24 protein-coding genes are annotated in these 23,562 nt (G+C 70.4%); 10 read left to right on the top strand and 14 right to left on the bottom strand.

Annotated features, from left to right (window positions below; genetic code table 11):
- Nucleotides 1-17: 17 nt before the first annotated feature.
- Nucleotides 18-986 carry a helix-turn-helix transcriptional regulator gene (locus H563_RS0100520; protein ID WP_022880673.1) on the bottom strand — a complete coding sequence of 323 codons (969 nt, stop codon included), beginning with the start codon at nucleotides 984-986 and terminating at the stop codon, nucleotides 18-20.
- Between the two features lie 97 nt (nucleotides 987-1,083).
- Here H563_RS0100520 and H563_RS0100515 point away from each other — a divergent pair, with 97 nt between their 5' ends.
- On the top strand, nucleotides 1,084-2,268 hold the full coding sequence (locus H563_RS0100515) for an epoxide hydrolase family protein (RefSeq protein WP_022880672.1): 1,185 nt from the start codon (nucleotides 1,084-1,086) through the stop codon (nucleotides 2,266-2,268).
- On the opposite strand, the gene H563_RS0100510 is transcribed toward H563_RS0100515, so the two are convergent.
- The 3 genes from H563_RS0100510 to H563_RS0100500 form a co-directional block, all read right to left on the bottom strand.
- Nucleotides 2,263-2,586, bottom strand: coding sequence for an ArsR/SmtB family transcription factor (locus H563_RS0100510; protein WP_022880671.1), 324 nt, complete (start codon nucleotides 2,584-2,586; stop codon nucleotides 2,263-2,265). The genes H563_RS0100515 and H563_RS0100510 overlap by 6 nt on opposite strands.
- The gene (locus H563_RS0100505; RefSeq protein WP_022880670.1) at nucleotides 2,583-3,065 is read right to left on the bottom strand and encodes an SRPBCC domain-containing protein; all 483 of its coding nucleotides are present in this window, start codon (nucleotides 3,063-3,065) and stop codon (nucleotides 2,583-2,585) included. Before H563_RS0100505 ends, H563_RS0100510 begins: the two co-directional genes overlap by 4 nt.
- Nucleotides 3,066-3,145: 80 nt before the next feature.
- A complete protein-coding gene (locus tag H563_RS0100500) occupies nucleotides 3,146-4,204 on the bottom strand; it encodes an LLM class F420-dependent oxidoreductase (protein WP_022880669.1) in 1,059 nt (352 codons plus the stop codon).
- Nucleotides 4,205-4,380: 176 nt separating this feature from the next.
- Here H563_RS0100500 and H563_RS0100495 point away from each other — a divergent pair, with 176 nt between their 5' ends.
- Complete coding sequence (locus H563_RS0100495; protein WP_022880668.1) at nucleotides 4,381-5,907, top strand: MFS transporter; 1,527 nt, start codon at nucleotides 4,381-4,383, stop codon at nucleotides 5,905-5,907.
- 33 nt (nucleotides 5,908-5,940) lie between these two features.
- Entirely contained in the window at nucleotides 5,941-6,621 is a 681-nt protein-coding gene (locus tag H563_RS0100490; RefSeq protein ID WP_022880667.1) for a TetR/AcrR family transcriptional regulator, read from the top strand.
- 21 nt (nucleotides 6,622-6,642) lie between these two features.
- Here the strand turns inward: H563_RS0100490 and H563_RS0100485 are convergent, their stop codons facing one another.
- Both H563_RS0100485 and trpD read right to left on the bottom strand, forming a co-directional pair.
- On the bottom strand, nucleotides 6,643-7,458 hold the full coding sequence (locus H563_RS0100485) for a shikimate 5-dehydrogenase (RefSeq protein ID WP_022880666.1): 816 nt from the start codon (nucleotides 7,456-7,458) through the stop codon (nucleotides 6,643-6,645).
- Nucleotides 7,459-7,519: 61 nt separating this feature from the next.
- On the bottom strand, nucleotides 7,520-8,569 hold the full coding sequence (gene trpD, locus H563_RS0100480; protein ID WP_022880665.1) for an anthranilate phosphoribosyltransferase: 1,050 nt from the start codon (nucleotides 8,567-8,569) through the stop codon (nucleotides 7,520-7,522).
- Nucleotides 8,570-8,614: 45 nt separating this feature from the next.
- Between trpD and ctaE the strand changes: the two genes are divergently transcribed.
- Genes ctaE through H563_RS0100455 form a run of 5 tightly spaced genes read left to right on the top strand, consistent with a single transcriptional unit; the run spans nucleotide 8,615 to nucleotide 13,777 of the window.
- Complete coding sequence (ctaE, locus tag H563_RS0100475) at nucleotides 8,615-9,259, top strand: aa3-type cytochrome oxidase subunit III (protein ID WP_081416074.1); 645 nt, start codon at nucleotides 8,615-8,617, stop codon at nucleotides 9,257-9,259.
- A 42-nt stretch (nucleotides 9,260-9,301) separates the two neighbouring features.
- Nucleotides 9,302-10,129: a cytochrome bc1 complex diheme cytochrome c subunit gene (qcrC, locus tag H563_RS0100470; RefSeq protein ID WP_022880663.1), complete on the top strand. Its 828-nt coding sequence runs from the start codon at nucleotides 9,302-9,304 to the stop codon at nucleotides 10,127-10,129.
- 41 nt (nucleotides 10,130-10,170) lie between these two features.
- Nucleotides 10,171-11,262 (top strand): cytochrome bc1 complex Rieske iron-sulfur subunit, encoded by a 1,092-nt coding sequence (qcrA, locus tag H563_RS0100465; protein WP_022880662.1) that lies wholly within the window; start codon nucleotides 10,171-10,173, stop codon nucleotides 11,260-11,262.
- Entirely contained in the window at nucleotides 11,259-12,908 is a 1,650-nt protein-coding gene (gene qcrB, locus H563_RS14310) for a cytochrome bc1 complex cytochrome b subunit (protein WP_022880661.1), read from the top strand. The genes qcrA and qcrB overlap by 4 nt, the downstream gene beginning before the upstream one ends.
- A 26-nt stretch (nucleotides 12,909-12,934) precedes the next feature.
- Nucleotides 12,935-13,777, top strand: coding sequence for a methyltransferase domain-containing protein (locus tag H563_RS0100455; protein ID WP_022880660.1), 843 nt, complete (start codon nucleotides 12,935-12,937; stop codon nucleotides 13,775-13,777).
- 61 nt (nucleotides 13,778-13,838) lie between these two features.
- Here the strand turns inward: H563_RS0100455 and H563_RS0100450 are convergent, their stop codons facing one another.
- The 5 genes from H563_RS0100450 to H563_RS0100430 all read right to left on the bottom strand — a co-directional run bounded on the left by H563_RS0100450 (nucleotide 13,839) and on the right by H563_RS0100430 (nucleotide 18,911).
- A complete protein-coding gene (locus tag H563_RS0100450) occupies nucleotides 13,839-14,258 on the bottom strand; it encodes a cytochrome c oxidase subunit 4 (RefSeq protein ID WP_022880659.1) in 420 nt (139 codons plus the stop codon).
- A 5-nt stretch (nucleotides 14,259-14,263) separates the two neighbouring features.
- Nucleotides 14,264-15,988 (bottom strand): aa3-type cytochrome oxidase subunit I, encoded by a 1,725-nt coding sequence (ctaD, locus tag H563_RS0100445; RefSeq protein ID WP_027478924.1) that lies wholly within the window; start codon nucleotides 15,986-15,988, stop codon nucleotides 14,264-14,266.
- 15 nt (nucleotides 15,989-16,003) lie between these two features.
- Entirely contained in the window at nucleotides 16,004-16,903 is a 900-nt protein-coding gene (gene ctaC, locus H563_RS0100440) for an aa3-type cytochrome oxidase subunit II (protein WP_022880657.1), read from the bottom strand.
- Nucleotides 16,904-17,080: 177 nt separating this feature from the next.
- On the bottom strand, nucleotides 17,081-17,440 hold the full coding sequence (gene erpA, locus H563_RS0100435; protein ID WP_022880656.1) for an iron-sulfur cluster insertion protein ErpA: 360 nt from the start codon (nucleotides 17,438-17,440) through the stop codon (nucleotides 17,081-17,083).
- A gap of 40 nt (nucleotides 17,441-17,480) precedes the next feature.
- Nucleotides 17,481-18,911, bottom strand: a complete 1,431-nt coding sequence (locus H563_RS0100430) for a M20/M25/M40 family metallo-hydrolase (protein ID WP_027478923.1) — start codon at nucleotides 18,909-18,911, stop codon at nucleotides 17,481-17,483.
- 39 nt (nucleotides 18,912-18,950) lie between these two features.
- Here H563_RS0100430 and H563_RS0100425 point away from each other — a divergent pair, with 39 nt between their 5' ends.
- Entirely contained in the window at nucleotides 18,951-19,550 is a 600-nt protein-coding gene (locus H563_RS0100425) for a DUF3043 domain-containing protein (RefSeq protein ID WP_022880654.1), read from the top strand.
- Nucleotides 19,551-19,560: 10 nt separating this feature from the next.
- Nucleotides 19,561-20,502, top strand: coding sequence for a ribonuclease HI family protein (locus H563_RS0100420; RefSeq protein ID WP_022880653.1), 942 nt, complete (start codon nucleotides 19,561-19,563; stop codon nucleotides 20,500-20,502).
- 1 nt (nucleotide 20,503) lies between these two features.
- On the opposite strand, the gene H563_RS0100415 is transcribed toward H563_RS0100420, so the two are convergent.
- The 3 genes from H563_RS0100415 to hisD are packed head-to-tail and all read right to left on the bottom strand — an operon-like array spanning nucleotide 20,504 to nucleotide 23,402.
- The gene (locus tag H563_RS0100415; RefSeq protein ID WP_022880652.1) at nucleotides 20,504-21,541 is read right to left on the bottom strand and encodes a quinone-dependent dihydroorotate dehydrogenase; all 1,038 of its coding nucleotides are present in this window, start codon (nucleotides 21,539-21,541) and stop codon (nucleotides 20,504-20,506) included.
- 47 nt (nucleotides 21,542-21,588) lie between these two features.
- Nucleotides 21,589-22,053, bottom strand: coding sequence for a transcriptional regulator NrdR (nrdR, locus tag H563_RS0100410; RefSeq protein ID WP_022880651.1), 465 nt, complete (start codon nucleotides 22,051-22,053; stop codon nucleotides 21,589-21,591).
- 47 nt (nucleotides 22,054-22,100) lie between these two features.
- Complete coding sequence (hisD, locus tag H563_RS0100405) at nucleotides 22,101-23,402, bottom strand: histidinol dehydrogenase (RefSeq protein WP_022880650.1); 1,302 nt, start codon at nucleotides 23,400-23,402, stop codon at nucleotides 22,101-22,103.
- Between the last annotated feature and the right edge of the window lie 160 nt (nucleotides 23,403-23,562).

Here is a 23,562-nt window from a genome sequence, read left to right as displayed (position 1 = left end):
CAGGGCCGCGCGGCCGGTCAGCGTGCAGCATCCGCTGCCCGCGCGTACCGCTCGGACAGCCGCCGCAGCTGGGCGATGAGCTCCGGCGGGCCGGTCACCTCGAAGTCGGCGCCGAGCATGCCGAGATACAGCGCGAGCACCTCGACGTTCTCGGCCCCCGTCGACAGGCGCGCGCTCGACGGGCCGAGCGCCTCGATAGGGCCGACGGCCGGCGGCACGCGGGCAGCCACCGCGGATGCGGGTGCGCGCACGACGACCCGAGCCGTGACACCGAACCCCGCCGTCGCGATGTCGCGGGCGACCGCGGTGGCGATGTCGTCGGGCACCTCGCGCGGCGTGAACCGCGGGCCGAGCGGGCTGCGGATGTGCCCGATCCGGTCGACGCGGAATCGGCGCCAATCGTGACGGTCTAGGTCCCAGGCGAGCAGGTACCAGCGCCGGTCCCAGACCACGAGCCGCTGGGGCTCGGTGCGGCGCACGGTCGCCTGGCCGCCGTGGGCCGTGTAGTCGAAGCGGGCGAGCTGGTGGGAGCGCGCCGCGGTCGCCAGGGTCGAGAGGGTCTCCGTGTCGATTTCGGCGACCGCGAAGTCGGGCGGGATCGCCACGGTGGTCTCGGCGAGCGCCGCGACCTGCGCACGCAGCAGCGGCGGCATCACCTGCTGCAGCTTGGCCAGCGCGCGAAGAGCGGACTCGGCCATGCCGGTCACGGCGGCCCGGGTGGTCGTGCTGAGGGCAACGGCGATCGCCACCGCCTCGTCGTCGTCGAGCAGCAGCGGGGGCATCGCGCTGCCGGCCGCCAGCCGATACCCGCCGACCGGGCCGCGCCTCGCGTCGATCGGATAGCCGAGCTCGCGCAGCCGGTCCACGTCGCGTCGCACGGTGCGCTCGCTGACCTCGAGCCGCCCGGCCAGTTCGGGGCCCGTCCAGTCCCGCTGCACCTGCAGCAGCCCGAGCAGCCTGAGCAGGCGCCGCGCCGTCTCCGCCATGCCCTCCATGATCCTCCCGATCAGGACGGAACCTGGCCTGATGACGCACGAGCATCGCCATCGAACGATCACCCGATCGGCGAAAAGGGGTTCTTCGATGAGCGACAAGCAGCAACTCGTGACGACCGGCGACACCATGACGGATGCCGGTGCGGCCGTCACGCCCTTCACGGTCCGGTTCGATCCCGCGGAGATCGACGAACTGCGGGCCAGACTCTCCCGCACCCGCTGGCCGGTCGAGCCGACGGGAACGGGCGCCGACTGGGGCATGCCCGCCGCGACGGTGCGCGCCTGGGCCGATCGCTGGCGCGACGGCTTCGACTTCGACGCCGCGCAGCGCCGGCTGAACGCGTTCCCCCAGTTCACGACGCAGCTCGAGGGGCAGACGATGCACTTCTGGCACGTGCGCTCGAGCGAGCCGGGTGCTCTGCCGCTCGTGCTCATGCACGGCTGGCCGGCCACCGTGCTCGAGTTCGAGCACGTGGTGGGCCTCCTCACCGAACCGGCTGCACACGGGGCGCCGGGAGCGCCGGCGTTCCATGTCGTCGTGCCCTCGGCGCCGGGCTTCGGTTTCGGCGGCCCGACGACCGGCCTCGGCTGGGATGCGGCACGGCACGCGCGCGTGACCGCCGAGCTGATGCGGCGGCTCGGCTATGCGCGCTGGGGCGCGGCGGGCAAGGACATCGGCGCGCTGACTGGCCGTGAGCTCGGCGCGCTCGCACCCGACGGCCTGGTGGGCGTGCACCTGATGCAGGTGTTCGCGTTCCCCACCGGCGACCCCGGCGAGCGCGCGAGACTCACCGACGCCGACCTGGCCAGCCTCTCCACGGGATCCACCGCCGAGTTCCGGTCGAAGGCCGGCTATCAGAGCATCCACCAGACCCGCCCGCAGACCCTGGCCTACGCGCTGGAGGACTCCCCTGCCGGCCTGCTGGCCTGGAACGCCGAGCTGTGGAGCGGCTTCGGCGAGTACGCCGCATACGTCGACGTCGACAGCTATCTCACCCACCTCAGCGTGTACTGGTTCACGCGCACGGCGGGATCGGCGGCGCGCAGCTACCGGGAGAACTCCCTCACCGGCGCCGGCTACCGTGACGTTCCGGTCAGCGTGCCGACGGCGGTGGCGGTGTTCCCGCAGGACTTCCGCACCATCCGCGCCTGCGTCGAGCGCTCGATGAACCTCGTGCGCTACACCGAGATGCCCTCGGGCGGGCACTTCGCCTACCAGACCGACCCCGAGCTGATCGTCGCGGACCTGCGTGAGTTCTTCGCCGGGCTATGAGGGGGGTGCCGCGCCCTCCGCCGCGCGCTTCAGCGCACCGAGCTGCCCCTGCCACGACTCCGCGAGCGATTCCAGCCAGCGCGCCGTGCCGACCAGGGCCTCCGGCCGCGCGGCGAACACGTGCTCGCGCCCGCGGCGGGAGCGGCCGACCAGCCCGGCCGACTCGAGCGCGGTCAGATGCTTGACGAGCGCCTGCCGGGTCAGCGGCATCCGTTCGGCCAGTCGCGACGCGCTCGCCGGACCGCTCGTCGCCAGCTCGTTCAGCACGGCTCGCTTCGACGGCTCGGCCAGCGCGGTCAAGACGGCGACGGCGTTCATATCGCGCCGGCGCGCTCGGCGGCCGTGCGCAGCGCGGCGAGCTCCTGACCCCATCCCTCGGTGTTCTCCCGGTGGTTCGCGGCGATGCTCTCGGCCGGGATGGGCAGCGCGGCGAAGCCCGTCTCGTTGACCTCGACGGTCACGGTGCCGCCCAATTCGGCGAGGGTGAACTCGACCAGCGTCGACCCGTGCGGCCCGGTGGCGTCGCGCTCGGCGGCCGGGTGCGGCGCCCAGCGGAACGCGGCGAACTCGTTCTGCCGCAGCTCGACGACCGCGACGCGCCAGGCGCCGTGCGCCCTGCTGTGCACCGTCGCCACCACACCCCCGTCGCCGGTCGTCTCGGTCTCGATGCGATGCTGCTCGAGCTCGCCGTCATTGATCCACCAGCCCGGCTCGCTGACGAGCGCCCAGACGGTCTCGAGGGGCGCGTCGATCTCGACGCGCGCCGTGATGCGGTCCTTCACTTCCGTGGTCGACATGGCGACCTCCCTTCACGTGCAACCACAGAGTTGCACTTATCGGATGCTGCCGCAAGGGCTCCCCGCATCCTTCGCCCTCTTCAGCGATCGAGGATCTCCCGCAGCACGCGCAGCGCCTCCACCCGCTCCTCATGCGTGCGGTCGAGCGGCTGCACCGACAGCGTGGTCGCCCCGGCCGCGAGCAGCGCCTCGACCCGCTCCTCCACCTCGTCCCTCGAGCCGATGAGCGAAACGGCGCGGGCCAGCTCCTCCGGCACCGCGAACGCCGCGTCGTCCTTCTCGCCGGCGAGGAAGAGGGACTGGATCTGCGCCGCCTCCTGCTCGTAGCCGTAGCGCACCGCCAGGTCGTAGTAGAAGTTGCGGCCGCGGGCCCCCATGCCGCCGACGTAGAGCGCGATCTGCTGCCGCACGCCCATCAGCGCGTAGTCGGTGAACTCGCCGAGGTAGAGCGGCACCGGCACGATCACGTCGAGCTTCCCGAGCTCGGGCGAGCGCTTGGCGGCGCCCTTCGCCAACGCGTCTCCCCAGACGGAGGCCGCCCGCTCGGGGTGGTAGAAGATCGGCGTCCAGCCGTCGGCGATCTCGGCGGCCTGCGCGACCGACTTCGGCGACAGCGCGGCGATGTGCACCGGCACGGCGGGGCGGTCGGGGTGGTTGATCAGCCGCAGCGCCTTGCCGGCGCCGACGGCGCCGGGCGCAGAGGGAGGCAGCGGCAGCTCGTAGTACCTGCCGTGGTGCTCGAGCGTCTCGCGGCGCCACACCTTCCGGCAGATCTCGATGATCTCCCGCGTGCGCCCGAGCGGCGCGTCGAACGGCACGCCGTGGAATCCCTCGACGACCTGGGCGCCGCTCGAGCCGAGACCGAGCTCGAAACGACCGCCGGTGAGATGGTCGAGCCCCGCCGCCGTCATGGCGAGCAGCGCGGGCGTGCGCGAGTAGATCGGCAGGATGTCGCTCGCCAGCGCCGCGGACTTCGTCAGCGCGGCGAGGTAGCCGAGCTGGCTCACGGCGTCGAAGGAGTAGGTCTCGCTCACCCCGAAGAGCTCGACCCCGGCCGCTTCGAAGTCGGGCACCTCCTGCGCCACCTGCAGGAAGTCCTGCGCGTACCCGAGCATCACACCCAGCCTGGCTCGCCCCATCGCGATCTCCTCTCCCGCCGACGGCCCACGTCGGTCAGTCGAGACCCCATCGAAGCACGGATGAGACTCCCAGCCGAGCCGGGGGCGGAATATCCGCTCGGGCCCTACCGTTATCCGGAGCCAGTTCCTCCACTAAATCCCCTCGAATCCCCGTCATCCAGTCTCCGGGAGCCCTCATGTCTTCGACCACCCAGGCCGCGCCCGTCGCGCCGCCCGACCCGCACGCGGAGCACCACCACGCGCGCCGCTGGATTATCCTCGTCGTGCTGGCGCTGAGCCAGCTCATGGTCATCCTCGACTCCACCGTCGTCAACATCGCCCTGCCCACCGCCCAGAAGGCGCTCGACTTCTCCGACAGCGACCGCCAGTGGATCATCACCGGCTACACCCTCGCCTTCGGCAGCCTGCTGCTCTTCGCCGGGCGCCTCGCCGACCTGTTCGGCCGCAAGTGGGCACTCATCATCGGCCTCGCCGGCTTCGCCGCGGCATCCGCTCTCGGCGGTGCCGCAGACAGCTTCACCACGCTCGTCGTCGCCCGCGTCGTGCAAGGCGCATTCGGCGCGATCCTCGCCCCCGCCGTGCTCGCCATCCTCACCACGACGTTCCGCGACGGCCGCGAACGCGGCCGCGCCTTCGGCATCTTCGGCGCGATCGGCGGCGGCGGCGCGGCGCTCGGCCTGCTGCTCGGCGGCGTGCTCACCGAGTACTTCTCCTGGCGGGCCACCATGTTCGTCAACATCTTCTTCGCCGTGCCCGCCCTGATCGGCGCCTTCGTGCTGCTGCGGCACAGCGCCAGCGGCTCACGCGCCAAGCTCGACCTGCCGGGCGCCCTGACGATCACCGCGGGGCTGTTCGCTCTGGTCTACGGGTTCTCGCACGCCGACACCGACGGCTGGGGCGACCCGGTCACGGTCGGCATGCTCATCGCCGCCGGCGTGCTGCTGATCGCATTCGTCGTCATCGAGCGATTCTCGCAACACGCCCTGCTGCCGCTGCGCATCCTGCTCGACCGCACCCGCGGCGGCGGCCTCATCGCGATGTTCCTCGCCACCACCGGCATGTTCGGCGTGTTCCTGTTCATGACCTACTACCTGCAGGCCAACCTGGGCTACAGCGCCGTCAAGACGGGAGTCGCGTTCCTCCCGATGCCCGCCGCGATCGTGTTCATGGCGGCGATCATCATCCCGCGCATCCAGCGCCGCGTCAGCCCGAAGATCCTCGTGCCGGCCGGCATGCTGCTCGGTGCGATCGCCCTCGCGCTGCTCACCCGCATCGGCGTCACCGGCCACTACACGGCCGACGTGCTGCCGAGCCTCATCCTGCTCGGCCTCGGCATGGGCACCCTGTTCTCGATCGCGATGAGCGTCTCGACCCTCGGCGTCGCCCCCTCCGACGCCGGCGTCGCCTCGGCCACGGTGAACACGATGCAGCAGGTCGGCGGATCCATCGGCACCGCCCTGCTCAACACCATCGCGACCACCGCCGTCACCGGGTACATCACCGATCACCTCGCGCAGGCCACCGACAAGGCCGGGCAGCTCGCGGTGCAGGCGGAAGGCGCGGTGCACGGCTACTCGGTCGCGTTCTGGGTCGCCGCGGCGATCTTCTTGGGCGGCGCCGTCGTGACCGGCATCGTGCTGCGCCGCGGCGTGCCGGAGCAGTTCCTGCACTCCAGCGCCGAACCCGAGATAATCCACGCATAGGGTCGCGACGTCGCGGCCGGGAAGGAGGACGGGGTGTCCCAGACCTCGGATCGATCCACCCGGCCGCTACGTCGGGACGCGGCCCGAAACCGCCGCCTGCTGCTCGACGCGGGACGCGAGGTGTTCGCCACCCGCGGCCTCGACGCGACCCTCGACGACGTCGCCCGACACGCGGGGGTCGGCGTCGGAACCGCCTACCGCCACTTCGCGAACAAGCAGGAGCTCGCCGCGGCGATCTTCAGCGACGACTTCGACAAGCTGATCCAGAGCGCGCGCGACGCGCTCGCGGCCGACGACCCGTGGGAGGGGCTGGTCGGATTCCTCGAGACGACCGCCGCCCGGCAGGCGAACGACCGCGGCCTCTACGAACTGCTCACGGCGCGCGGCGCGACGGAGGCACCGCCAGAAGCCCCCGCGGCCAAGGCCGCCGAGCTGCGCGAGGCCCTCGTCGTGCCGCTGACCGAACTGGTCGAACGGGCGAAGGCGCGCGGCTGCGTCCGCGCCGACTGCGCGCCCACCGACCTGGGCGCCATCCTGGTGATGCTCGGCAACGCCTACGCCATGAGCGAGGCCACCGGCCGGCCGATCTGGCACCGGTACCTGTGGCTGCTGCTGGACGGGCTGCGCGCCACCGACCGGCCGCCGCTTCCGGGCGCGCCCCTCGAGCCCGGCGAGTTCGACAACGCCATGGCCGCCGCCAAGCACCCGCACTGAGGCGCGGAGCGGAGGGCGGACTCAGGCGCTCGCGTACTCCTCGGCCTCGGCGACCTGCTCCGGCGTCGGGGTGACGCCCGTGTAGAGGCGGAACTGCTCCGCCGCCTGCAGCGCGATCACCTCGCCGCCGGTCACGACGTGCTTGCCCGCCGCGCGCGCGGCACGGATGAGCGGCGTCTCCGCCGGCAGGGCCACCACGTCGAAGACGACGGATGCGGCGGCCACCGCTTCGTCCGGGAACGACTGCACCGCGGCATCCGCCCTCTGCATGCCGAGCGGGGTGACGTTCACGATCAGCGGCGCCGTCAGCCCGTCGGGCCGCGCCGCCCACGCCCAGCCGAGCTCGTCGGCGAGCCGCGGGCCGGCCACCGGGTTGCGCGCGACGATCGTGCCGGAGAAGCCCGCGTCGCGGAACGCGGCGGCGACCGCCCGGCCCATGCCGCCGCTGCCGCGCAGCAGCACGGGCAGGCCGGGGTCGAGCTCGTGCCGGTGGATCAGCTGCCGGATCGCCAGGTAGTCCGTGTTCGACGCGGTGAGCACCCCGTCGTCGTTCACGATCGTGTTGACGGACTGGATCGCCTCCGCCGACGCGTCGAGCCTGTCCACCAGCGGAATGACGGCCTCCTTCCACGGCATCGACACGGAGCATCCGCGGATGCCGAGCGCCCGCACCCCGCCGATCGCCGCCTCGATGTCGCTCGTCGTCATCGCCTTGTAGACGAAGTCGAGCCCGAGCAGCTCGTACAGCCGGTTGTGGAACCGGGTGCCGTGGTTGCTCGGCCGCGCCGCGAGCGAGATGCACAACCGGGTGTCCTTGTTGAGTTCGGGCCTGGTCATATCGCTCCCCGGGTGAGTCCGCTCTCGACCAGTTCGCGCGGCGGAGGCGCTGCGGAGCCGCTCACTTCGCGGCGGCGATCCACTGCTCGAGCTTGGCGGCCGCCTGGCCCGAGTCGATCGCATGGGCGGCGAGCTCCAGCTTGTCGCGGAAGCGCTGCAGGATGGGCGTCTGACCGCTCTGCGGCTCGGTCGCGAGCTGGTAGGCGATCATCCCGGCGGCGGCGTTCAGCAGCACGATGTCGCGCACGGGCCCAGGCTCGCCGGCGAGGGTGCGACGCACCACCTCGGCGTTGTGCTGCGGGTCGCCGCCGGTGAGGTCAGCGATGCCGGCGCGCGGGATGCCGAGGTCGCGGGGGTCGAGGTCGTGCTCGGTCACGAGGCCGCCGGAGACCTCCCAGATGCGGCTGTGCCCGGTGGTGGACAGCTCGTCGAGGCCGTCGTCGCCGCGGAACACCAGGGCCGTCGCCCCGCGGATCTGGAACACGCCGACGATGAGCGGCACGCGGTCTAGGCTCGCCACCCCGACCGCCGACGCCTCCGGCCGGGCCGGGTTGCACAGCGGCCCCAGGAAGTTGAAGACGGTGGGCACCCCGAGGTCGCCGCGGGTCTTGGCGGCATTGCCGAAGCCGGGGTGGAACGCGGAGGCGAAGGCGAAGGTGATGCCGGCCGCGCGGAAGGTCTCGGCGACCTTCTCGGGGCTGCCGGAGACGTCGATGCCGAGCGCCGACAGCACGTCGGAGGACCCGGACGACGAACTCACCGCGCGGTTGCCGTGCTTGATCACCGGCACCCCGGCGGCGGCGCACACGATGGCCGCCATGGTCGAGACGTTCACGGTGTGGAACCGGTCGCCGCCGGTGCCGACGATGTCGAGCGCCCGCGGGTCGAGCGGCAGCGGCCTGGCGTGCTCGAGGATCGCGTCGCGGAAGCCCACGATCTCGTCGACCGTCTCGCCCTTGAGCCGCAGGGCGACGAGGAAGCCGGCGATCTGCGCATCCGTGGCCGTGCCCTCCATGATCTGCGTCATGGCCCAGGTCGCCTCGGTGATGCTCAGATCCTCCCCCTCCAGCAGCGCCGTGATGATCGCCGGCCAGGTGAGGGAATCCGCCATGCCGAGAATCCTACCGAGCGCAGGGCCCCTCCGGATTCCGACATAATGGGGTGTGTGACGAGCACCTCCATCTCCCCCAACTCAGCGGCTCCGGTCGTCTCCCGCCCGAATGTGGTGGCTGTCGGCACGATCGTCTGGCTCGGCAGCGAGGTGATGTTCTTCGCGGGACTGTTCGCGATCTACTTCACGCTCCGCTCGACCTCGCCGGGTCTGTGGGGGGCCGAGACGGAGAAACTCAACGTCTCGTGGGCGCTCGGCAACACGATCATCCTGGTGCTCTCCTCGGTGACCTGCCAGTTCGGCGTGTTCGCCGCGGAGCGCCTGCAGGGCCGCAAGACGGGCGGTGCCTTCAACCTCGCGAAGTGGGGCATGGCGGAGTGGTTCCTGCTCAGCTACGCGCTCGGCGCGATCTTCGTCTGCGGTCAGATCGTCGAGTACGCGAACCTGGTGCACGACGGCGTGGCCATCTCCTCGAACGCGTACGGCTCGGCGTTCTACCTCACCACCGGCTTCCACGCCATGCACGTCACGGGCGGTCTGATCGCGTTCCTGCTCACCATCGGGCGCGCCTTCGCCGTCAAGAAGTTCGGGCACAAGGAGGCGACGACCGCGATCGTCGTCTCCTACTACTGGCACTTCGTCGACGTGGTGTGGATCGGCCTGTTCCTGGTCATCTACATCCTCAAGTAACGGCTCGGACAGGCAAGAGACGGAAAGAAGACCCCCACAGACATGGCAAAGCTGAATCAGCCGAAGGCCGCCTCCGAGCGCTCGTCGCGCAAGCGTGGCCGCCGTCACCCCTTCGCCACCTTCGCCCTGATCGCCATCGGGCTGGGCCTCACCGGCGGCGTGTACGCCGCGGCGACGGCCGTGCCCGCCGCGGCGTCCGCCGAGACCACGGCCTCCTCCCAGGCCGACGTCGACGCCGGGCAGAAGCTGTTCCAGGCGAACTGCGCCACCTGCCACGGCCTCTCCGCCGAGGGCACCGACAGCGCGCCGAGCCTCATCGGCGTCGGCGCCGCGGCCGTCGACTTCCAGGTCGGCACGGGCCGCATGCCGATGGCGATGGACGGCCCGCAGGCGCAGGAGAAGACGCCGCAGTTCACCGACAAGGAGACCAAGCAGCTGGCGGCCTATGTCGCCTCGCTCGCCCCCGGGCCCTCGATCCCGGCCTCCGAGTACACCGACGGCAAGGGCGACGCCGCCGAGGGCGCCGAGCTGTTCCGCATCAACTGCGCCATGTGCCACAACGTCGCCGGCGCGGGCGGCGCGCTCACCGAGGGCAAGTACGCCCCGGCCCTCAAGGGCGTGACGGGCACGCACATCTACGAGGCCATGGTCACGGGCCCGCAGAACATGCCGGTGTTCAACGACCAGAACATCACGCCCCAGCAGAAGGCCGACATCATCACCTACCTGGACTACATCCAGAAGAACCCGTCGCCCGGCGGCTTCGCCCTCGGCGACCTCGGCCCCGTCGCCGAGGGTCTGTTCCTCTGGATCTTCGGTCTCGGCTCGATCGTCGCGCTCGCCGTGTGGATCACGGCGAAGGCCAACTGATCGCATGAGCCCAACCGCATCGCAGCGTACGAAGGAGAGCAATGGCACAGGACGATAACGGCGGCATCGAGCTCGCCGAGACGTCGTCGACAGCCCTCGAAGAGCACGGCCTCGGCGACGGCCGCATCGGTGATCCCGGAACGGCGGTGGTGCTCGACGACGCCCCGGTCAACCCGGGCTTCCCCGAGCACCGGCTGCGCATCACCGATCGCGACCCGAAGCACAACCGCCGCGCCGAGCGCACGGTGTACACGCTCTTCTACCTCTCCATCGCCGGCAGCGTCTGGGCGATCGCGGCCTACCTCGCGTTCCCCATCGAGTCGGGCAAGATCAGCGACCTGCGCCTGTCGACGATGCTGATCGGCCTCGGCATGGTGCTCGCCCTCCTCGGCATCGGCATCGGCGCGATCCACTGGTCGAAGCAGATCATGGCCGACAAGGAGGGCATCGACATCCGGCACCCGGTCAGGGGCACGGATGACACCCGCGAGCGTTCCATCGAGATCTTCGAGCAGGCCAACGAGGAGTCCGGCTTCGGCCGCCGCACGCTGATCCGCAACTCCCTGATTGGCGCCCTGGTCGCCTTCCCGCTGCCCGCCGTCGTGCTCTTCCGCGGTCTCGCGCCGCAGAACGAGGACCCGGTGAAGGACCTCAAGCACACCATGTGGAAGGCCGGGATGCGGCTGACCAAGGATCCGACGGGACTGCCGATCAAGGCATCCGATGTCACGCTCGGCTCGGTGTTCCACGTGATCCCCGAGGGGCTCGACGACACCGACGACGTGCTCGACGAGAAGGCCAAGGCGGCGGTGCTGCTGATGCGCCTGAAGCCGGAGGACCTGCACGTCAGCAAGGGCCGTGAGAACTGGAACTACGACGGCATCGTCGCGTACTCCAAGATCTGCACGCACGTCGGCTGCCCGGTCGCGCTGTACGAGCAGCAGACCCACCACCTGCTGTGCCCGTGCCACCAGTCGCAGTTCGACATCACGCACGAGGCGCGCGTGATCTTCGGGCCGGCCAGCCGCCCGCTGCCGCAGTTGCCGATCACCGTCGACGACGAGGGCTACCTCGTGGCCCGCAGCGACTTCCACGAACCCGTCGGCCCGAGCTTCTGGGAGCGGAACTCATGAGCACCAGCACCGATACGCCCCGCCTGAAGCGCACGGGCTTCACCGCTGCGGCGGCGAACTACCTCGACGAGCGCACGAGCATCTCGGCGGTCGTCAAGGAGTTCGGCCGCAAGATCTTCCCCGACCACTGGTCGTTCCTGCTCGGCGAGGTCGCGCTCTACAGCTTCGTCGTCATCCTGATCACCGGCACCTTCCTGACGTTCTTCTTCCAGGCGTCGATGGCCGAGGTCGTCTACAACGGCTCGTGGGTGCCGCTCAAGGGCATCGAGATGTCGAGCGCCCTGCAGTCGACCCTGCACATCACCTTCGATGTGCGCGGCGGCCTGCTGGTGCGCCAGATCCACCACTGGGCGGCCCTGCTGTTCGTGGCCTCGATCGGCCTGCACATGATGCGCATCTTCTTCACGGGCGCCTTCCGCAAGCCGCGCGAGCTGAACTGGGTGATCGGCTTCCTGCTCTTCGTGCTCGCCATCGCCGAGGGCTTCACCGGCTACTCGCTGCCCGACGACCTGCTCTCCGGCAACGGCCTGCGCATCATCGACGGCCTGATCAAGGGCCTGCCGCTCGTGGGCACGTGGATCTCGTTCCTGCTGTTCGGCGGAGAGTTCCCCGGCACCGCGATCGTCGGCCGCCTGTACACGCTGCACATCCTGCTGCTGCCGGCCATGGTGCTCGCCTTCATCGCGCTGCACCTCGTGTTCGTGGTCGTGCACAAGCACACCCAGTACGCGGGCCCGGGCCGCACCCAGCAGAACGTGGTCGGCTACCCGATCCTGCCGGTGTACGCGGCGAAGGCTGGCGGATTCTTCTTCGTCGTCTTCGGCGTGATCGTGCTGATCGCCTCGCTCTTCACGATCAACCCGATCTGGGAGTACGGACCGTACGACCCCTCCCCCGTCTCCGCGGGCACCCAGCCCGACTGGTACGTCGGATTCGCGGACGGCATGCTGCGCCTGATCCCGCCGCACTGGGAGTTCGAGTGGCTCGGCCGCACCTGGTCGTTCAACATCATCGTGCCGGTGCTGATCCTCGTGATCTTCCTCGCCCTGGCGGCCCTGTACCCGTTCATCGAGGCCTGGGTCACCGGCGACAAGCGCGAGCACCACATCGCCGACCGCCCGCGCAACAACGCGACCCGCACCGCCATCGGCGCGGCCGGCGTGGTGTTCTACGCCGACATGTGGGCGGCCGCCTCGGGTGACCTCATCGCCACGCACTTCAAGCTCTCCATCGAGAGCGTGACGCACACGATGCAGCTGGCCCTGATCTTCGGCCCGATCATCGCGTACTTCGTCACCAAGCGCATCTGCATCGCCCTGCAGAAGAAGGACCGCTCGCTCGCCCTGCACGGCTACGAGTCCGGCCGCATCGTGCGCCTGCCCGGCGGCGAGTACATCGAGGTGCACCAGCCGATCAGCGAGTACGACCGGTGGCGGCTGGTCAGCCAGGAGAGCTACGCGCCGCTCATGCTGCGCCCCGACTCCCGCGGCCGCATCACGATGTCGCAGCGCCTGCGCGCCGCGCTGTCGCGCTGGTTCTACGAAGACCGGCTCACCCCGCTGACGCAGACCGAGATCGAGGCGGCCGCCCACCACGGCCACGGCGACGCGCAGCCGGAGCTCGAGGAAGCCGGCCCCCAGCACTAGCGCACCGCGCGCCGTTCGGGCATCGCATGTCTGTGCAGACTCTCGCTGCATGGCTGCGGTGCCCGAACTGCTTTCTCGACCTGTTCGAGGTCACGGATGCCCCGTCGGCGGTCCTCGGCTGCGCATCCGGTCATCGTTTCGACGTCAATCGACGGGGCTACGTCACGCTGCTGCCCCCGCGCTCGAAGGTCGTGGGCGATTCGCCCGAGATGCTCGACGCACGCGAGGCGCTGCTCGCTTCCGGCGCCTACGCGCCAATCCGGGACGCGCTGATCGCCGCCGTTCGGCCCGCTGCGCCGACGCGGGTGCTCGATTCCGGAACAGGCACCGGCTGGTACCTGCACGGACTGCTCGACGCGCTCGGGTCCGGGGCGCGGGGCCTCGCCTCCGACCTCTCCCCCGTAGCCGTCGCCCGCGCCGCCCGCGGCCGCCCGGAGATCGACGGGCTCGTCGCCGATGTGCACGCGCCGCTGCCCGTACGCGCCGGCGTCGCCGACGCGGTGACCGTGGTGTTCGCACCGCGCAACGCGGCGGAGTTCGCGCGCGTACTGCGCCCGGGCGGACTGCTCGCGATCGTGACGCCGCGGGCCGACCATCTGGCCGAGCTGCGCGAGCGCAGCGGAATGCTCGACGTGCCCGCCGGCAAGGCCGAGGCGCTCACTGTCGACCTCGACCTGTGGTTCTCCCCCGCCTCATCCGAGCACGTCCGCTACGCGCTGCCGGTCGACGAGGCGCGCGCCCGTCAGCTGGTGGGCATGGGCCCGTCGGCGCGGCATGCGGCCGCAGCATCCGCACTCACCTCGACCGCTGGCGCGCTGCCGCCCGCCGTGACGGTGTCGGTCGACGTGCTGGCGTTCACGCGGCGCTGAGCCAGGCACAGCACAGCGCCCCCGAGCCGAAGCTCAAGGGGCGCCGATGCGTGCGACGGACCTACCGCGCGAAGTATCCGCGGTAGTACTCGTACACCCAGCCCACCAGGGCGACGAGCAGGATCGGGACGCCGATGAAGGCGATCCAGACGCCGACCGCGAGGCCGAGCGCCATGATGCCGACCGCGCCGCCGAGGAAGAACGGCCACCAGCTCCACGGGCTGAAGTGCCCGATCTCGGGGTCGCCGTCGTCGATGTTGGCGTCGAGCCGGTCCTCGGGAAGCACCCCGCCGAATCCCTTGGCGGTGCGGCCCAGGAAGAAGGCGAGGAACACGCCGAGGATCGCCGACAGGATGAGCGCGACCGTGCCCACCCACTCGATCTTGCCGTCGTAGTAAATCCAGGCCCAGAAGGTGTACCCGGCGGCCGACAGCGCGAAGAAGACCGCGAGGATCCAGAACAGAATCGAATTTGCGCGCATGTGACCTACTTCAGCTTCTCGTCTGCCGTGTCGTACACGGGGGCGTCAGGGGCGTCGGACACCGGGCCCACCCCGACCGGGACGCCGGCCTCGGGGTGGTTCAGGTCGAACGCCGGAGACTCCGAACGGATGCGCGGGATCGACGTGAAGTTGTGCCGCGGCGGCGGGCAGCTGGTCGCCCACTCAAGCGAGCGGCCGTAGCCCCACGGGTCGTTGACGGTCACCTTGGGCGCCGTGCGGGCGGTGATGTAGACGTTCAGGAAGAACGGCAGCATCGACACGGCGATCAGCATGGCGCCGACGGTCGAGACCTGGTTCATCCACGTGAAGCCATCGGATGCCGCATACGTGTAGTAGCGGCGCGGCATGCCGACCACGCCCAGCCAGTGCTGGATGAGGAAGGTGGTGTGGAAGCCGATGAACAGCAGCCAGAAGTGCCACACGCCGAGCTTCTCGTTGAGCATCTTGCCGGTCCACTTCGGCCACCAGAAGTAGAAGCCCGAGAACATCGCGAACACCACGGTGCCGAACACCACGTAGTGGAAGTGGGCCACCACGAAGTACGAGTCGGAGACGTGGAAGTCGAGCGGCGGGGAGGCGAGGATGACGCCGGTGAGACCACCGAAGGTGAAGGTGATCAGGAAGCCGATCGCGAACAGCATCGGCGTCTCGAAGGTCAGAGAGCCGCGCCACATGGTGCCGACCCAGTTGAAGATCTTCACCCCGGTCGGAACCGCGATCAGCATCGTCATCAGGGAGAAGAACGGCAGCAGCACCGCGCCGGTGACGTACATGTGGTGCGCCCACACCGTCACCGACAGCGCCGCGATGGCGATGGTGGCGTAGATCAGCGTCTTGTAGCCGAAGATCGGCTTGCGGCTGAAGACCGGGAACACCTCGGAGACGATGCCGAAGAACGGCAGCGCGATGATGTACACCTCGGGGTGGCCGAAGAACCAGAACAGGTGCTGCCACAGCAGCGCCCCGCCGTTGGCCGCGTCGAAGATGTGCGCTCCGAACACGCGGTCGGCGCCGGCGGCGAAGATCGCGGCGGCCAGCACCGGGAAGGCCATCAGCACGAGGATCGAGGTCACCAGGGTGTTCCAGGTGAAGATCGGCATGCGGAACATGGTCATGCCCGGCGCGCGCAGCGTGATGATCGTCGTGATGAAGTTCACGGCGCCGAGGATGGTGCCGAAGCCGGAGATGCCGAGGCCGAAGAACCAGAGGTTCCCCCCGATGCCTGGAGAGAACGTCTCGCTGGCGAGCGGCTGGTAGGCGAACCATCCGAAGCTCGCGGCGCCCTGCGGGGTGAGGAAGCCGGCGACGGCGATCATCGAGCCGAACAGGTAGAGCCAGAAGGCGAGGCCGTTCAGACGCGGGAACGCGACGTCCGGGGCGCCGATCTGCAGCGGCATGATCGCGTTGGCGAAGCCGGCGAACAGAGGCGTCGCGAACATCAGCAGCATGATCGTGCCGTGCATGGTGAACAGCTGGTTGTACTGCTCGCGAGTCGGCACGACCGTCAGGCCGGGCTCGAACAGCTGGGCGCGGATGACCAGGGCCATCACGCCGCCGATGCAGAAGAACACGAACGAGGCGATCAGGTACATGTTCCCGATCGTCTTGTGGTCGGTCGAGGTGATCCAGTTGACGAGGACGTTGCCCTTGCGCTCGAACTGATTCTTCGAGTACGGCACCGCCGTCGGGGTGGCTGTTGCTGTAGTCATGTCTTCGTCGCGCCCTTAGTCGTTCCCGCCGGAGGTGGGGGCACCCGTGCCGGGCAGGTTGTTGTTGCGGTTGTAGTCGTCACCGAGGGAACCGGTGTACCCCTTGGCCTTCAGCTCGGCGATGTGGGCCTCGTAGTCGGCCTCGGAGACCACCTTGACCTGGAAGAGCATCGCCGAGTGGTACTCGCCGCACAGCTCTGCGCAATCGCCCTTGTAGGTGCCGATGCGGGTCGGGGTGACGTACATATGGTTCGTGTGCCCCGGGATCACGTCCTTCTTGTAGAGGAAGGCGGGGACCCAGAACGAGTGGATGACGTCGCGCGACTTGAGCGTGATGTCGATCTTCTTGTCGACCGGCAGGTACAGGGTCGGCAGCTCGGACTCGACGACGTCGCCCTGCGTGGAGCTGTCGCCGGTGTCCGCGACCGCCTGGGCCTGGATGCCCGGGTCGTAGGCGTCGTCGTCGGTGTAGTCCCAGTCCCACGCCCACTGCTTGGCGTAGACGGTGACGTGCAGGTCGGGGTTGGCGTACGGCTTCTCGATCGCGTCCTGGTCGCGGGCCGTGAAGGCGAAGAATCCGATGATCAGGATGAACGGCACGATCGTGTAGAAGACCTCGATCGGCATGTTGTAGCGCAGCTGGACGGGAAGGCCCGTCTGGCCCTTGCGGCGGCGGTACACGACGACCGCCCAGATCACCAGGGCCCACACGATGATGCCCACGACCAGCAGCACGATCCAGCTCGTCACCCACAGGCCAGAGACCATCTCGGTCTTCGTGGTGACCGGCTTCTCGCCGGATTTGAAGCCGGGCAGGAAGCCGTGCAGCTGTGCGTCAGAACATCCGGCCAGGACGAACGTGACGGCCGCTGCGATCGGGATCGCGGCCCATCGGAGACGACGAGTGTGACGCACCGGTGACCTTTCGTGTGGAACGTTGGTTGACCTTCACTTAGCCTAGCGCGCTCGCCGAGGCCGTCGGACGCGGCACGGGCGGGCCAGCGCGTCGCCGCTCAGGCCTTAAATGCGTTCAGACCGCCCCGAAAGGCGGTCTGAACGGCGGATTCATGTTGCTGCGAGCAACGCCTTGGATCAGTGGAACGAGTCGCCACAGGCGCAGCTGCCCGTCGCGTTCGGGTTGTCGATCGTGAAGCCCTGCTTCTGGATCGAGTCCTCGAAGTCGATCGTGGCGCCGTCGAGGTACGGCTCGCTCATCTTGTCGACGACGACCTCGACGCCGTCGAAGTCGACCGTGAGGTCGCCGTCGAGCAGGCGCTCGTCGAAGTACAGCTGATAGATCAGGCCGGAGCAGCCGCCGGGCTGCACGGCCAGGCGCAGGCGCAGGTCGTCGCGGCCCTCCTGCTCGAGCAGGCTCTTCACCTTGGCGGCGGCCGCGTCGGTCAGCTGCACGCCGTGCGCCTTGGTCTCGGGCGCCAGAGCGGTGTCGGTCATGACCCCTCCTTCTGTGTCGTACGGGAAGTCTTGCGACAGTTTAGGCAGACGATGCTGTTTTCCGGTTCAGCCGGGCCAGCAGCAGCGCCTCGGTCAGGATCGCCCGCTTGAACACCCCGAGGTGCAGCGACTCGTTGGGGCTGTGCGCCCGCGTGTCTGGGTCTTCGACGCCGGTGACGAGGATCTGCGCGTCGGGGAACACGCGCACGAGGTCGGCGACGAACGGGATCGAGCCGCCGATGCCGGCCTCGACCGGGGCCTTGCCCCAGGCATCCGTCATCGCCCGCTTCGTCTCGGCGACCGCCCACCCGCTCGTGTCGACGAGGAACGGGTCGCCGACCTCGAAGTCGTGGAAGTCGAGGTGCGCGCCGAACGGCGCGTTGGCCTTCAGGTGCGCGATGAGCGCGTCGCGCGCCTCGGCGGATGCCTGGCCCGGCGCCACCCGCATGCTGATGCGCACCGTGACCTGCGGGCTGAGCGTGTTCGAGGCGTTGGCGATCGAGGGCGCGTCGATGCCCGTCACGGTGATGGACGGCTGGAACCACAAGCGGCTGAGCACGCTGCCGTCGCCGATCGCTGCGACGCCGGGTTTGAAGGCGGCGGATGCCGCGAGCTCGGCCTCCTCGAATGCGGGCGTCTCGGCGTCGTATCGGGCGAGGCCCGGCACCGCGACCGAGCCGTTGTCGTCCCACAGGGTCGACAGCAGCTTGATGGCGGCGAGCATCGCGTCGGGCGCGGCCCCGCCCCACATGCCGGAGTGGGAGGCGTGCTCGAGGGTGGAGACGGTCATGTTGAAGGCGCACGCGCCGCGCAGGGCCACGGTGAGGTTCGGCGTCTCGACGTCCCAGTTGTCGCTGTCAGCGACGATGATGAGGTCGGCGTCCAGGGCCTCCTTGTTGTCCTCGAGGAAGTTCACGAAGGAGTGCGAGCCGTGCTCCTCCTCGCCCTCGATGAAGACGGCGAGCCCGACCTCGAGGTCGTCGATCACCTCGGCGACGGCGCGCACGGCGGCGACGTGGGCGAGCACCCCCGCCTTGTCGTCGGCGGCGCCGCGGCCGTACAGCCGGTCGCCCTTCACGACGGGCTCGTAGGGGCTGGTCTCCCAGTCCTCGTCCTTGCCGGGCGGCTGCACGTCGTGGTGCGCGTACAGCAGCACGGTGGGCCGGCCGTTCTTCGCCCTGCGGGTGGCGAGCACGGCGGGGTGCCCGAGCTCGCCGTCGGGGAAGCCGGCCTTCTGCGCCTGCTTCACCTCGACCGTCTCGAACACGCCGGTGCCCTCGAGCAGGGCCGCGACGGCGGCGGCGCTCTCGTGCACGAAGGCCGGATCGAACGCCGGCCAGGACACCGACGGGATCTTCACGAGCGAGGTCAGGTCGGCGATCGCGGCGGGCAGACCGCCGGCGACGGCTTCCGCCACCGCGGCGTCGCGGGGGTCTTCCTGGGGGTCTGGGGAAAGGGGGGCATCGGCCATGCGGCTAAGCTTATTCAGATAGGAATGACGAGGATTTCCGTGCCCAATCGATCGAACAACCAGGCCTCCCCCACCGCGAACGACGAAGCTCGCGCACAGGCCGAGGCCGTCGCCGCAGGCAAGGGCCGCGCCACGCCCAGCCGGCGCGAGCGCGAGGCCGCCCGCAAGCGGCCCCTGGTGCCCGCCGACCGCAAGGCCGCCCGCGCCGCCGAACGCGAGCGCCTGCGCCTCGAGCGCGAGCGGCAGCAGGCCGGCATGGCCGCCGGCGACGAGCGCTACCTGCCCGCCCGCGACCGGGGCCCGCAGCGCCGCTACGCGCGCGACTACGTCGACGCCCGGTGGAGCGTCGGGGAGTTCCTGATCCCGGTCGTCGTGCTGCTGCTCCTCTCCACCTTCCTGCCCCTTTCTCAGAGCATCGCCACGACGGTGCAGAGCTACGCGCTGATCGCCGTGTGGTGCTTCTTCGCCCTCACCGTGCTCGACTGCATCGTCATGGGGTTCATGCTGAAGCGTCGCCTCGACGAGAAGTTCGGCTCCATGGAGCGCGGCATCCGCTGGTACTCGTCGATGCGCACGATCCAGTTCCGGCCGATCCGCATGCCCAAGCCGCAGGTCAAGCGCGGGCACTACCCCGAGTGACGGCCGCCGCGTGACCATCGTCGCCGCCGCCGACGGCTCGGCCCTCGGCAACCCCGGCCCGGCCGGCTGGGCCTGGTACGTCGACGACGGATGCTGGGCCTCCGGCGGCTGGCCGCACGGCACCAACAACCAGGGCGAGCTGATGGCCGTCATCGACCTGCTCGAGCAGACCGCCGCGGCGGGCCTGGCCGACGAGCCGCTCAAGGTGCTCTGCGACAGCCAGTACGTGATCAACACGATCACCAAGTGGATGCCGGGCTGGAAGCGCAAGGGCTGGCGCAAGGCCGACGGCTCCCCCGTCATGAACCTCGAGCTCGTGCAGCGCCTCGACCGGCTGGTCGCGGGCCGCGACGTCGCCTTCGAGTGGGTGAAGGGCCACGCCGGCCACTCGCTGAACGAGGCGGCCGACCTGCGCGCCCGGGCGGTCGCGACCGCGTACCAGCGCGGGGCGGAGATCCCGACCGGCCCGGGGTGGACGAAGGGTGTGACGGATGCCTCGGGCGAGGCATCCCCGGCCCCCGTCACCCTGCCCGCCAGCCGCGACGAGTTCGGCGACGCGCTGCCGCCCGCGCTCTTCGACCACCTCGGCGAGGAGGCCGCGGAGAGCGACGAGGACGCCGTGGTGCGACTCGAGCGGGCGCTGCTGCGCACGCAGGTGCGCGCCGACCCGTCGCGGGTGGCCGAGCTGCTGCACCCCGAGTTCGAGGAGATCGGCTCCTCCGGCCGGCACTGGGATCGTGAGACCACGCTGCAGACCCTGGCCGAAGCGCCGGAGTCGGAGGCCGAGCTCACCGCGGTGCTCGGGGTCTCCCGGGTCGCCGACGGTGCGCTGCTGCTGCTCTACGAGGCGACGGACGCCCGCGGCGCCTCGCGCCGCAGCTCGCTCTGGGTCCAGACCGCGACGGGCTGGCGGTTGCGCTTCCACCAGGGCACGCCGCTCGCCGACGGCTGAGTCATTTCTTCAGCAGCTTGTCGAGGCCGCGGTTGATGCGCCGCACCCACAGCGGTCCGGAGTAGATGAACTCGGTGTAGCCCTGCACGAGGGTGGCCCCGGCGGCGAGCCGCTCGGCGACGTCGGCGGCGGTGCGCACTCCCCCGACCGAGATGACGCACAGCGACGGGGGCACGTTCTGCCGGATGAGCTTCAGCACCTCGAGCGAGCGCCGGGCCAGCGGCGCGCCCGAGAGGCCGCCGGGGCCGAGGGAGGCGACGTAGGAGGCATCCGTCTTGAGCCCGAGCCCCTCGCGCTCGATGGTCGTGTTGGTCGCGATGATCCCGTCGAGCCCGAGCTCGACCACGAGCTGGGCGATACGCACGATCTCGTCGTCGCTCAAGTCGGGGGCGATCTTCACCAGCAGCGGGGTGCCCGCGGCGTGCTCCTTGACGGTGGAAAGCAACGGCGCGAGCCGGTCGAGCTCCTGCAGGCCGCGCAGCCCCGGCGTGTTCGGAGACGACACGTTGACGACGAGGTAGTCGGCGACCGGAGACAGCAGCGAGGCCGAGGCGCGGTAGTCGGGCAGCGCGTCGTCGACCTCGACCACGCGGCTCTTGCCGATGTTGACGCCCAGCACCGGCCGCGGGCGCAGGCGCTCCACGTGCCGCAGGCGCTGCGCCGCGGCATCCGCCCCCTCGTTGTTGAAGCCCATGCGGTTGATCAGCGCACGGTCGGCGATGAGCCGGAACAGGCGCGGTCTCGGGTTCCCCGGCTGCGCGATCGCGGTGAGCGTGCCGACCTCGACGTGGCCGAAGCCGAGGCCGCCGAGCCCCATCACGATCTTGCCGTCCTTGTCGAAGCCGGCGGCGAGGCCGAACGGCGTCTCGAAGGTCCGGCCGAGGGTGCGCACCGTGAGGTCGGTGCGGGGACGGGTGAAGTCGTGCAGCAGCTTGCTGAGGCCGAGGGCCTGGATCACCTGGATGAACAGGTAGGCGAGATGGTGGGCCCGTTCAGGGTCCATGCGCTTGAAGACGAGGTCGAAGACGAGCCGGTACATGCCGCGCTCAGCATATCGGGCGGGTGTCAGCGATCACCGTGCGCCCCTCAGCCGGCCGTGCTCGCCTGGTGGTCGCGGCGCAGCTGCGCGATCGCGGCCTCGAAGTCGTCGAGCGAGTCGAACGCCTGGTAGACGCTCGCGAAACGCAGGTACGCGACCTCGTCGAGCTCGCGCAGCTCGGGCAGCACCGCGATGCCGATGTCGTTGGCGTCGATCTGCGAGGCGCCGGTCGCGCGGATCGTCTCCTCCACCTTCTGCGCGAGCACCGCGAGGTCGCTGTCGGTCACCGGCCGGCCCTGGCACGCCTTGCGCACCCCGGCGATCACCTTCTCCCGGCTGAACGGCTCGACCACTCCCGACCGCTTGATCACGTTCAGGCTCGCGGTCTCGATCGTCGAGAAGCGGCGCCCGCACTCCGGGCACTGCCGGCGGCGCCGGATGGAGAGCCCGTCGTCACTGGTCCGGGAGTCGACGACGCGGGAGTCCGGGTGGCGGCAGAACGGGCAGAACATGCAGAAACACTACCTACTCGCGCCAGGCGGATGCGCCGTGCCGCGTGTCACTCGAAGCGGATCGATACCGCCTCGCCGTGCGCCGGCAGGTGCTCGGCCTCCGCGAGGGCGACGATCGGCTCGCGCACCGCCTGCAGCGCGCCCCGGTCGTAGGAGATGATCTGCTGCGCGCGCAGGAACGCGTAGGCGCCGAGCGCGGCGGAGTGGCGGGCCGCTCCCCCGGTCGGCAGCACGTGGTTGCTGCCCGCCAGGTAGTCGCCGAGGCTCACCGGCGACGACGCGCCGAGGAAGATCGCGCCGGCGTTCTCGATGCCGGCGAGCGTCTCCTGCGGGTCGGCGGTCTGCAGCTCGAGGTGCTCGGGCGCGTACGCATTGCTGAACGCGACCGCCGCGGCCTCGTCGTCGACGAGCACGATCGCCGACTGCGGGCCCGTGAGGGCGACGGCGGCGCGTTCGCGGTTCTCGGTCGTGAGCACCTGCCGCTCCACCTCGGCGTCGACCGCCGCGGCGAGGTCGGCCGAGTCGGTGACGAGCACGGATGCCGCGGCCTCGTCGTGCTCCGCCTGGCTGAGCAGGTCGGCGGCCACGAGGCGCGCGTCGGCGGAGGCATCCGCGATCACGAGGATCTCGGTGGTGCCCGCCTCGGCGTCGATGCCCACCTGGCCGCGCACCAGGCGCTTCGCGGCGGCGACGTAGATGTTGCCCGGGCCGGTGATGACCTGCACCGGCGCGATCCCCGCGTCGGGCACGCCGTAGGCGAGCGCGCCGATCGCTCCGGCGCCGCCCATGGCGTACACCTCGTCGACGCCGAGCAGCCCGGCCGCGGCCAGGATCGTGGGGTGCACCGAGCCGCCGAACTCCTTCTGCGCCGGGCTCGCGAGCGCGACCTGGGCGACGCCGGCGACCTGCGCGGGCACGACGTTCATCACGACACTCGACGGGTAGACCGCCTTGCCGCCCGGCACGTACAGCCCGGCTCGCGCCACCGGCTGCCAGCGCTGGGTGACGGATGCCCCGGGCCCGAGCTGCGTCGTCGCGGGCGGCGGCACCTGCGCCGCCGTCGCCTGACGCACCCGGTCGATCGCCTGCTCGAGCGCGTAGCGCAGGGCGGGCTCGAGCCCCGCGACGGCCTCGTCGATCTCGGCGTGCGGCACGCGCAGCGCGACGGGGCGCACGCCGTCGAACCGCTCGGACTGCGCGAGCAGCGCGGCGGAGCCATCCGATCTCACCTCGTCGATCAGCGCCGCCGCCGCCTCGGACGCGACCGAGACGTCGACGACCGGGCGCGGAACGGCGGTGGCGAATTCGGCGGAGTCGGAAGGGACGCCGCGCAGGTCGATGGTGCGCATCTGTGCCAGTTTAGGTGTGCTGGCCCCTGCCCGGCGCACCGCAGTCGGCGTGAGCAGGCCACACGTACGCGGGCGACCAAGTCGCCCGCTCCCAGAGCGTCGCACGTCGGATTCGTGCGCGGGTCCGCGCACAGCGGCGGCTCGCGCCTGCGGCGCACGT

Source organism: Gryllotalpicola ginsengisoli DSM 22003, assembly GCF_000419445.1.
Taxonomy (GTDB): Bacteria; Actinomycetota; Actinomycetes; order Actinomycetales; family Microbacteriaceae; genus Gryllotalpicola; species Gryllotalpicola ginsengisoli.
This window is presented reverse-complemented; position numbering and strand designations above follow the sequence as displayed.